This window comes from Mycolicibacterium brisbanense (genome assembly GCF_001570425.1).
Taxonomy (GTDB): Bacteria; Actinomycetota; Actinomycetes; order Mycobacteriales; family Mycobacteriaceae; genus Mycobacterium; species Mycobacterium brisbanense.
In genome coordinates this window covers 73,827-83,995 of the sequence record NZ_BCSX01000001.1, presented here as the reverse complement: position 1 = coordinate 83,995, position 10,169 = coordinate 73,827, and the positions used below count along the sequence as shown (strand labels likewise).

The window sequence follows — 10,169 nt, the reverse complement described above, 5'->3', positions numbered from 1 at the left end:
CAACTGCGCCAAACCACTCGGCCCAGCACCAATAATTCCGACACGCAAAGTCATGATCCAATCCTCTTCAATAATTCCATGCGACGTTGAAACCCAACGCCATGAGTTTTTGTGCATGCGCCACCGCAGCGCATGATCGATTCGTTTTCCCACAGCGTCGGATTCCGTTATTTCAAGGTATCCGGCAGGGACAGACGTGAATTCCAGTCAGAAAGGCGTCGCACTTTCCTGGAATCGAAATTCAGAGCAGGCCGGCATGGTGTCTCGGTGCCGGCAGGAAAAGCTGCTGTACGGCGTTCGCCGGGTGTCTCTCCGACCCGGCGAACGCCGAACAGGGTTTTATGGGGCGAAGGTGCGGTCGCCGGCGAAGAAGCCGAGGCCGTACTCGGGGGTCTCGAACTTGACGGTGGTGCCCTTCGGGAAGAACAACACGTCGCGCTCCTTGGCGTGGGTGACCTCGCCGGTGTCCTGATCGGTGAGGATGAACTCACCCGCCACAACCAGTTTCATCTCGTCGTAGGTGTACGTGTACACCAACGGCTCGGACTTCTTCAGCTCGAAGAACCCCGAAGACATGACCGTCCCCTCCGGGTTGTGCAACGAGTCGGCGATCGAGGCGACCACACCGGGCTCGTTCATGCTCGGCAACCCCTCGTAGCCCCGCTCCACCTTGTGGATCGATCCAGCCTTGCTCAAGGTTCCAACAGTCGTGATTTCTGCCATGGTTACTCCAATTCATGTGGTGTGCAAATAGCTCGACCAAATCAGCCGAACTTCCGATCTTCGGTGCACCATTTCCGGACACGGAATTTGCACCGTGGTCACATATCAGAGTGCGCCGGAGTCATGTGCAATCCGACGTTCTCGTCCCCGAGAGGGCTGACCGAAATTCTGCTCCTAACTCGTCCGGTGTGATGCCAATCACGGCGTCTCGCCAGTGGAGAAACAATGACATGGACGGTTGTTCATGTCAACCGTTCAAGAAGGATTTTTTCCGGTTTGGCGCGGGCGCGCGACCGAGGTTCGCGCCGGGTGAGGGTTCGCGGGTGTGGTCGGGACGCCTGCGACGGTGCCAAATCGCCTGGTCGCTGCCCGTTTCTGTGAGCTGATCTGCGCCGTATCGCGCGGCGTGGACGGCGCGGCCGGTGCCATCTCGACCTGGAGCGGCACCGTCGCGCGCCCGCACGGCCGCTACGTTCAGGAATCCTTACGGCCACTCTCAATATTCAAACACTTGCACAAGTGTTATGGACGAGTGAACCTGGAAAGCAGGGAGCAATCGGGATAGCAGCCGAACGGCAGTGCTCAGCTGCGGAGGAAAGGGAGGGCCGAACCCATGGCCGGCGACAGGAAGATCAACGTCCGAACCGTATCGGCGGTCGCGGGCGGCGGCGCAGTCTTGGCGCTGTGCTGGCTGGGCGCAGGCATCGGCGGGCAGGGCTCACCGTTGGCGCTCCACTCGCCGCCGGCGCCGCCCACGGTGAACACTGGCCCCATGACACTCGGAGCGACCACGACGACAGGCGTCGCGGCGCCCGTCACCGCGGCTCCGATGAAAGCGCAACCGAAGATAACCGGCCCGGCGGCCCTGCCGTCTGAAGAGGCGGGCCTGCCCTGACTCCACGGAAGTCGACTGACGGCCGAGTGCTGGCGGATCAGTCTTTCTTCGACGGGATCACGATGACGACGATCAGCGTGATGATCGAAAAGAACAGCCCAAGGATTCCCCAGCCGATGGCGCTGCGCCCTTTGAGACCGGCGATGATGGCGCAGATGATCGCAGCGATGATGCTGCCGATCGCGACGAAGATGCCTTTTATGCCGCGCAGGATGAAACCTGCGGCCTCGGGCTGGGTTTGAGCAGCCAGTATCAGGTCGTGGATCATCGCGGCCTCCCAGGGTCGTGCGATGCCCGGGTGCATCGCGTGCACGTCTGATACCCCGCGGGCACCGGTCTGAAACACCTCGCTTTTCGAGCCTCATGCCGTCGATGCACTGGGATGCAACGGATCTGGCGCACCGTGCCGGCCGCATCGAAGCCACTGAGTGCAGTCGTCCTGCATCATTCACCCCATGCGCGCCTTGACGAGACGCATCTTTCGCCCGATGCCCTGCGATTCCCCGCGCTCATAGCTTTATCGGGACGCCGGGGAAACCGGCAACGACCGAAAGGGGTTCAGCAGTGAACATCAAGAAGCTCGCCGCCGCGGCCGGTATCGCGGGAGCCGTGGGGATTGCCGCCATCGGCCTCGACACCGGCACCGCTGCTGCGGCGCCCGCGCAACACCCAGGGACTTCGGCATCCCGCATCAACAAACTGGCGACGACGCCGGGTACGTCAGGCCATGCGAGCGGAGCCCTCGGGAGCGGGGAGAGCGGCGGCGGATCGACTGTGCCGCGCACCTTTTACCCCGAGATGCCCCACCAGGGCGGCTGATTCATGAGCATGCGGGGTCACGCAGCTGATCCAGCGGGATGGCGTCACCCACCCGCTGATGAGCTTTTCGACATCGAGCGCGGTGGCCAAATGAACGCCTCCGCAGGGCTGCCGGTCGTGGTGATCGGGGCCGGACCGCAGGGACTCGCCGCCGCGGCCCACTTGGTGCGGCGGGGTCTGGAACCCGTTGTGATCGAGGCCGGCGACGGTCCGGGAGCGGCCGTCGCCGAATGGGGGCACGTGCACACCTTCTCGCCGTGGCCCGAGTTGATCGACGGCGTCGCGGCCGAGCTGTTGGCGCCGACAGGATGGACCCCACCGACATCCGGGTACCCGCGTGGCCGCGAGTGGATCGCCAACTACCTTGCCCCGCTGGCAGATATCCTCGGCGAGCGGGTGCGGTATCGCGTGCGCGTGACGGGCGTATCGCGTCAGGGCCACGATCGGGTTCTCACTCCGGGACGGCGCGAGGCTCCGTTCGTCGTTCACCTCACGGCGGCGGACGGAGCGGAATCGCGGTTGTGTGCCCGTGCCGTGATCGATGCATCCGGCACCTGGGGCCAGCCCAACCCCATTGGCTCCGACGGCATCCCGGCCCTCGGCGAACGCATCGCGGCTGCAGCGGGCCTGGTGACCTACGTCCCGCCGTCGCCTGACCGGGCCGCATCGTGGGCGGGGCGCCACGTGGTGGTGGTGGGCAGCGGTCACTCGGCGATGACGGCGATCATCGGGCTCGCCGAGACAGTGCGCGAGGCGCCGGCGACACGTGTGACATGGGCGCTTCGTCGCGGCGGGGTGGGTGATGCGTTCGGCGGACCCGCGGACACCGCCCTACCTCAGCGAGGTGCGTTGTGCACGCGGGTCCGTGCCGCGGCCGAAGACGGGCTGATAACCGTAGTCAGCGGATTCCGCACCGAACGCATCGATGTGGACGGCAATCGAGCGGTCCTCGTCGCCGAAGACGGACGTGCCTTGCCCGGCGCCGATGCGATCGTGGGGCTCACCGGTTTTCGTCCCGACCTGTCATTCCTGTCGGAGCTGCGGTTATCTCTCGACCCGGTGTTGCAGGCACCACTGAAACTGGCGGCCCAGATCGACCCGAACGTACATACCTGTTCCAGCGTCCCGCCGCATGGCGTGGTGGAACTGACTCACCCGGACGAACCGGACATCTATATCGTCGGGATGAAGTCCTACGGCCGCGCGCCGACGTTTCTGGCGCTCACGGGTTACGAGCAGGTACGCAGCGTGACGGCCGAACTGGCGGGCGACTACGAAGCCGCCCGCCGCATCGAGCTGGTCGTCCCGGGCACCTCGTTGCATCCGTGACGGTCACACGATGTGATAGGTGAACTGATACTTGCTGCCGTCGGGTGTGATGTGGGTCAGATCCATCTCTCCGCGCGCGTCGAGGTAGCGTCCCGTCCCGCCGGTGATGGCCAGCACCGAGTTCGCTGAGTCGAAAAATGGCCCCTGGACCATGATTTGGCCGTCCGGCAGGCTCAACGTCCAGCCGCAGTCCCATTCGGAACCGACAACAATGCGGGTGCACACTCCGGTGGACCTACCCGCCGGTTGGCTGTCGGCGGCGTCGAAGACCTCGTTGGAGAAGGTGAGCAGGTCGCCGGAAGTGTCGCCCTTGGCGCCGGTGTCGATGACGGTATCGGTCGTGGCGTGCTCGATCACGGTGAGCATGCCGGGCTCGGCGGACGCGACGGGCGAACCGGCCAGCGCGAGGCCGCCCAGGACGACGGTCGCGGCGGCGCAGAACCGGCCGGGCCGGCGAATGATGTTCAGATTCATGGGTTCTCCTTGGATGGCAGGGTTCAGACTTTGTCGGATGCGCTGGTTCGACGCAATGCCCTCAGGCGGTCGCCGACCTCGACGGCATCGCCCTCGGGGATGTCGAGACTGTGGCGGTCCGGTTTGGCCACCAGTAGATACCCGGCACCGGTTCCGATGACCACCACCAAGCCGATGGCGACAATCCACCGGTTGACGAACCCTTCTGAACCGGGCACCGGCAGGACCATGAGGATCATCGCGGTGACACCGTAGATCAGGGCAATGATGTTGACGGCCATGCCGAATCGGCCCAGCGTCCACAGCCCCCCGGGACGCCAGCCGCGCAGGCGCTGCCGCAGTGCGGCCAGGACCACCGCTTGGAACGCGATGTAGATGCCGCACACCGCGAAAGCGGTGATGCGGGGCAGCGAGTCCGGCTGCCAGAACACCACCAGGCACAACGTGATCGGCACGAGGCAGGCGGTCAGCAGCGCGTTGGTGGGCACATGGTTGGCGGACATCCGCGACAGCCAGGAACTCGCGGGGAGCATGCGGTCGCGGGCAAAGGAGTACAGCAGCCGGCTGGCGGCGGCTTGCAGCGACAGCACGCACGAGATGAAGGCGGTGACGGCGATGACGAGGAACAGCTTCGACCCGACATGGCCGAGCGCGCCGTCGAGGATGGTCGGGATGGGGTCGGTGACCTGGCCGTCGACGATTTCCTGAAGGTTGGGGGCGGCGAGCACATAACCGACGTAGGACATCAACGCGGACACACCACCGATGACGATGGTGAGGATCATGGCCTTGGGGATACCGCGGCCCGGATCGGCGACCTCTTCGGCGACGTCACCACACGCCTCGAATCCGTAGAACAGGAACAGGCCCGTCAACGCGGAGGCGATGAAGGCAACCACGTATGGTTGCCCGCCACCGGCGCCCATCGAGTCGAACAAGATGCTGAATGGGTGCTTGCGTTGAAAGAGCAGCAGATACAGTCCCAACGCGATGACGCCGATCAGCTCGGCAGCCAACCCGATGCGGGCGATGCGTGCCAGGGACTTGGTGCCGCTGAAATTGAATGCCAAGGCGAGCAGCAGCAGGCCGACGGCGATGATGAGACCGCTGAGGTCCGACGATTCGATGCCGAGCAACGGCCCGACGAAGGCGGAGCCGAACTCTGCCACGGACGTGACGGTGACGATCATCGCGCAGAGGTAGATCCACGACACCAGCCACGCGTATCTGCGTCCCCACAGCCGACGCGTCCACGGGTAGATGCCACCGGCCAGCGGATACTGCGACACCACTTCACCCATGACCAGGGCAACGGTCATCTGCCCGAGGCCGACGATGACGATCCACCACACCGACGGCGGCCCGCCCAATGTGAGGCTGAACGCGAACAGCGAATAGACACCCACCAGCGGCGACAGATAGGTGAAGCCGAGAGACAAGGTGGCGAACAGGCCCATGGATCGCTTGAACTGGCCTGAATAGCCGAGCAGGGCCAGCTGCTCGTCGTCCCCGGCAGTGTGGTTCGACGTGGTCATCGGATCGTGTCTTCTCCCTCGGTCGGCCAGTGACACCTGGCATGAATGAAAGAGAGTGTGGGGCACACCACTACATCACTGCAGTGGACTTGTTGGAGCGCGATCGGCACACCGTTGTACAACTTGGACATTGCCGTCCGGCGGTCGCTGTGGCTGCGACGCGATGTTCATCGCCCGTTCACACCGGTGTCCGGTGCACCCGGACAACACTGGAGTTGTAATCCGCCGACAGGAGGGCTCGATGGCCGGCCAGATCGAACACGTGGTGATCATCGTCAAGGAGAACCACACCTTCGACAACTATTTCGGCACCTTTCCCGGCGCCGACGGTGCGTCCCTGGACCGTGCGCAGAACCCGCCGCCTGCCGACCCGGATCACCGCCATCAGGCCTGGATGGCGCGCGCAGGCGACACCGAGCACAAGGTGCAGTACACCGAAGCCGACATCCCGGGCTATTTCGACCTGGCTCGTCGATTCACGTTGTGCGACAACTACTTTTCCGAGGTCGCCGGCCCGTCGACGCCGAACCACCTGATGTTGATCAGCGCCGACTCTCCGGTGATCAACAACCCGCACCACCACTACCGGCCCACCCCGGCTGATCGCTACCAATTGCCATCGCTGCCTGCGGCATTGGAGAAGGCGGGACTGACATGGGGCAACTACGGCGGGTACGCCTTCGCCTACATCGACGGCCTGCACACCCACGGAAACAACCACGGGCGCGACCTGTTCGCCACCCACGCCCGGGCGGGCAAACTTCCCACCGTGTCATGGGTGTACGGCGACGGAAAGCCTGATCTGTCCGAACATCCCACCCAGAACGTCACCGACGGCATGACCTGGACCGTGCAGCAGATTCAGGCCATCGCCGAGGGTAGTCTGTGGGACCGCGTCGCGATCTTCATCACCTGGGACGACTGGGGCGGCTGGTACGACCACGTCGACCCACCGGTCGTCGAGAACTGGGACCACACCCACGCTCAGCGCCCCGCGGACGAGCTGGCCGAGTTCGACGGTCAGCCATTCCGGTACGGATCACGAGTGCCATGCCTGGTGGTGGGGCCCTACGCCAAACCCGGTCACGTCAGCAGTCAGCTCAATTCCCATGTGAGCCTGCTCAAGTTCTGCGAGACGACGTTCGGTCTCGACGCACTGACCGACCGCGACGCCGCGTCCAACGGCATGAGCGACTGCATCGACCTCGCCCAGACTCCCAACTCGGCGCCGTATCCCACATCGTGAGCGACGGGGCGATCACCGATCGACGGAGAACCGGGCCACAGCATCCTCGATCGCGGCGCGCATCGTGGGACTGCCGGTGTGGCCGGAATCCTCGATGATCTTGAGCTCTGCGTCGGGCCAAGCCTGAGCGAGTTCCCACGCCGTGAGCAGCGGCCCGGACAGATCCAGGCGCCCGTGGATGAGGACACCGGGAATCCCGCTGAGGCGGTGCGCATTTCGCAGTAGCTCGCCGTCCTCCAACCAGGCGTTGTGGGCGAAGAAGTGGGTGCAGATGCGCACGAAGGCCAGCTTCGCCGCATCCGGCTTGGCGCTGTACTGGCCCGGGTTTCCCTGCGTCTCGTGGGCGATCACGGCATCCTCCCAGGCACACCAGTCGCGTGCCGCCTGATCGCGGACCGCGTGGTCGGGGTGCTCCATGAGGTGGCGATACGCCTCGACGAGGTCGTCGTCACGTTCGGGAGCGGGGACGCCGGCGCGGAAGCGTTCCCACTCGACGGGCAGCAGTAAGCGCAATCCGTGGTAGAGCCAGTCGATTTCGCGAGGACGCGTCATGGTCACGCCGATGAGGATGATTCCGCTCACCCGCTCCGGATAACGTTCGGCGTACGCAAGGATCAGCGTCGAGGCCCACGACCCGCCGTAGAGCAGCCACCGGTCCAGCCGCAGATGGCGCCGAAGCTGCTCCATGTCGGCGATGAGGTGTTCGGTGGTGTTGTGGGCCATGTCGGTGGCCGGGTCTGCGGCGGTTGGCACGCTATCGCCACATCCGCGCTGATCGAACGCGATGGTCCGAAACACCTTCTGGTCGAACATCTTATGGGCCGTGCGGGACCGTCCGCTGCCCGGGCCGCCGTGCACGATCAAGACCGGTTTCCCGGTGGGCAGGCCTCGGCTCTCCCAGTAGACGTGGTTGCCGTCGCCGACGTCGAGCAGCCCCCAGCGATCGGGATCCCGTCCAGCCTCAGCCACGACTGGCCACCGTAACGGACTTCGCCCAAGATGAGCCGCCCGGCGCGCCGATGGCTACGTGATGGACGCGATGGTGCGATCCGCCGCGGACGGGGACAGCAGATCGATGGCCGGGAGTAGGGCCCGCAGCACGGCCGCGTTGACTTCGACCGGCTGATGAGTCACCGCGCGGACGATCCACCGGCCGCCCTCCTGCGCCGAGAGTGCGCCTGCTGCAGTGTATTCGGCCGTCGGAGCGATCATTTCGGTGCGTACGAGCGGAAAGTACACGTTGGTCGCGCGGACGTTCGGATGCGGTCGTTCGGCATTGAGGGTGCGGCCGAAGATGGCCAGCGCGCTCTTCGATGCCGCATACGCGGAGAAGCGCGGAAAAGTGTTGGCGTGCAGTGCCCAGGTGCAGACGTTGACGATCTGGCCGCTGCCCCGTTCGATCATCCCGGGCAGCAACCCCAACGTGAGCTGTACCGGGGCAAGGTAGTTCAGGGTCATCGTCCGCTGATAGTCGTGAAACCGGTCGGAGGCGTCGACAATCCGGCGCCGGATGGACCGGCCGGCGTTGTTGACCAGGACATCGATGTGTTCGTCGGCGAGATCGTCGAGCAGTTGCGTGATCGCGTTTTCATCGGCGAGGTCGCACGTGCGCCACTCGCAGCCGGTCTCCGCGGCGAGGGAACGCAATTCGTCGGCGCGCCGAGCCACGCCGATGACCCGGGCGCCGCGCGCCCGCAGTTGGGTCGTCGCCTCCCGACCGATGCCCGCGGATGCTCCCGTGACCACAACGGTCAGGCCCCGGACGTCGCGGCCTGGGCCGGACAGTGCGGCCTCGACTCGCTGGGGCAACAGGGTGCGGCGCTGGACCAGTTCCTCGATGGCGCGGCGAACGGACAAGGCGCTCTCCTCACTCACGGCGGGTGCCGTACGCGCGGTTATATTACCCTCAGGTCACTTCAGGGTGAAACGGCACCTGCACGGCCGGCTGCGCACCTGCGGAATGAGGGCGATGCGTGGGCGCCAGGGACAAGGGGCCGAAGGCCGTCCGCCGTTATCGAGGCCATGAGTGGGTATGAGTATCCGTGTCGGCGTGACGTGCCATGCCACGGTCGGTTTGCGTGCGCTGCCGATGGGGTATGCGTGATGGTCAGCGACGGGGTCGTCCGGGAGAGAGCGTTGGATACTTACGAAGCGGTACCGGGCTCGGAGAAGCGCTACAGCGCGCAGACGCGGATGATCAGCCTCGCCGCGGGAATTCTGGTCGGCTTGCGTTGCCGACGCTGGGAAGACGAAATCGTCGAACTGATCGAGGTCGCCCAGTCCTGCCGCATGTCTCCGTATGAACTGGCCAAAGCGCTGGTGGACATGGCCTCCGGCGTTCAGGTGACCAGCGAGGCATACCGGCTACATCCGGCATTGCGGATCGTGCGCCGGCAGTGGGGTTACCTGCTCAACGCGTCCCCCGGCCGCACATCGGTCGCAGGCAAGCGGCACGCCTAGACCGGCGGTCCTCGGCGCCTCGCAGCGCCTGTTTTGGGATCTGCCGATCGGGTATGGAACTGCGAGCGCGCCGACAGTCCCGGTGCGACCGACCGAAATCACAAGAGGAGGAAACCGTGGCTGATGTAGCCATCAAGTCCCAAGCCGACGTGATCGACCTGCTGATCGGTCAGCACGAAAAGATCAAGTCTCTGTTCGAGGCAACCCTGGCCAGCTCCGGCAAGGAGCGGGAATCGAGCTTCCGTGATCTCCGACGCCTGCTCGCGGTGCACGAGACCGCGGAGGAGGAAATCGTGCATCCTCGTGCCAAACACAAGGTGCCCCATGGCGACACGGTCGTCGAGGCCCGGCTGGAGGAAGAACATGAAGCCAAGAAAGTCCTCGCGGAACTGGAGGAACTCGACGTCGACAGCCCGGAGTTCGTCACCAAGCTGACGAAACTGCGTCAAGCGGTCATCGATCACGCCGAGCACGAGGAGAAGGACGAATTCGCCAAGCTCAGCGCCGAACTGTCCGGAGCCGAACTCGAACGCATGGGCCGCGCCGCGAAGTTGGCTGAAGCCATCGCGCCCACGAGGCCGCATGCCGGTGTCGAATCCCAGATCGCCAATGTCATGGTGGGGCCGTTCGCGGCCATGCTCGACCGCGCTCGCGACGCCATCAGCGGCAAGGCCTGATCGGCATTCTC

12 protein-coding genes are annotated in these 10,169 nt (G+C 65.0%); 6 read left to right on the top strand and 6 right to left on the bottom strand.

The window, feature by feature from the left end:
* Positions 1–339: 339 nt before the first annotated feature.
* Positions 340–723, bottom strand: a complete 384-nt coding sequence (locus tag RMCB_RS00375; protein WP_062827171.1) for a cupin domain-containing protein — start codon at positions 721–723, stop codon at positions 340–342.
* A gap of 613 nt (positions 724–1,336) precedes the next feature.
* On the opposite strand from RMCB_RS00375, the gene RMCB_RS00370 reads away from it, so the two are divergent.
* Entirely contained in the window at positions 1,337–1,618 is a 282-nt protein-coding gene (locus tag RMCB_RS00370) for a hypothetical protein (RefSeq protein ID WP_029373945.1), read from the top strand.
* A 37-nt stretch (positions 1,619–1,655) separates the two neighbouring features.
* On the opposite strand, the gene RMCB_RS00365 is transcribed toward RMCB_RS00370, so the two are convergent.
* On the bottom strand, positions 1,656–1,886 hold the full coding sequence (locus RMCB_RS00365) for a hypothetical protein (protein ID WP_029373946.1): 231 nt from the start codon (positions 1,884–1,886) through the stop codon (positions 1,656–1,658).
* A 296-nt stretch (positions 1,887–2,182) separates the two neighbouring features.
* Between RMCB_RS00365 and RMCB_RS00360 the strand changes: the two genes are divergently transcribed.
* Both RMCB_RS00360 and RMCB_RS00355 read left to right on the top strand, forming a co-directional pair.
* Positions 2,183–2,437: a hypothetical protein gene (locus RMCB_RS00360; RefSeq protein WP_062827170.1), complete on the top strand. Its 255-nt coding sequence runs from the start codon at positions 2,183–2,185 to the stop codon at positions 2,435–2,437.
* Positions 2,438–2,527: 90 nt separating this feature from the next.
* Positions 2,528–3,766 carry an FAD-dependent oxidoreductase gene (locus RMCB_RS00355; RefSeq protein WP_062827169.1) on the top strand — a complete coding sequence of 413 codons (1,239 nt, stop codon included), beginning with the start codon at positions 2,528–2,530 and terminating at the stop codon, positions 3,764–3,766.
* A 3-nt stretch (positions 3,767–3,769) separates the two neighbouring features.
* Here the strand turns inward: RMCB_RS00355 and RMCB_RS00350 are convergent, their stop codons facing one another.
* Together RMCB_RS00350 and RMCB_RS00345 are read right to left on the bottom strand one after the other, a co-directional pair.
* On the bottom strand, positions 3,770–4,240 hold the full coding sequence (locus RMCB_RS00350) for an allene oxide cyclase family protein (RefSeq protein WP_062827168.1): 471 nt from the start codon (positions 4,238–4,240) through the stop codon (positions 3,770–3,772).
* 23 nt (positions 4,241–4,263) lie between these two features.
* Complete coding sequence (locus tag RMCB_RS00345) at positions 4,264–5,775, bottom strand: APC family permease (protein ID WP_062827167.1); 1,512 nt, start codon at positions 5,773–5,775, stop codon at positions 4,264–4,266.
* A gap of 241 nt (positions 5,776–6,016) precedes the next feature.
* Between RMCB_RS00345 and RMCB_RS00340 the strand changes: the two genes are divergently transcribed.
* Entirely contained in the window at positions 6,017–7,021 is a 1,005-nt protein-coding gene (locus tag RMCB_RS00340) for a phospholipase C (RefSeq protein ID WP_062827166.1), read from the top strand.
* Between the two features lie 12 nt (positions 7,022–7,033).
* Here RMCB_RS00340 and pip read toward each other — a convergent pair whose 3' ends face one another.
* Positions 7,034–7,990 (bottom strand): prolyl aminopeptidase, encoded by a 957-nt coding sequence (pip, locus tag RMCB_RS00335; protein WP_062827165.1) that lies wholly within the window; start codon positions 7,988–7,990, stop codon positions 7,034–7,036.
* 54 nt (positions 7,991–8,044) lie between these two features.
* A complete protein-coding gene (locus tag RMCB_RS00330; protein ID WP_062827178.1) occupies positions 8,045–8,878 on the bottom strand; it encodes an SDR family NAD(P)-dependent oxidoreductase in 834 nt (277 codons plus the stop codon).
* A 279-nt stretch (positions 8,879–9,157) separates the two neighbouring features.
* On the opposite strand from RMCB_RS00330, the gene RMCB_RS00325 reads away from it, so the two are divergent.
* Together RMCB_RS00325 and RMCB_RS00320 are read left to right on the top strand one after the other, a co-directional pair.
* Positions 9,158–9,481: a hypothetical protein gene (locus RMCB_RS00325; protein WP_234791942.1), complete on the top strand. Its 324-nt coding sequence runs from the start codon at positions 9,158–9,160 to the stop codon at positions 9,479–9,481.
* 116 nt (positions 9,482–9,597) lie between these two features.
* Entirely contained in the window at positions 9,598–10,158 is a 561-nt protein-coding gene (locus tag RMCB_RS00320) for a hemerythrin domain-containing protein (protein ID WP_062827163.1), read from the top strand.
* The last annotated feature ends 11 nt before the right edge of the window (positions 10,159–10,169 follow it).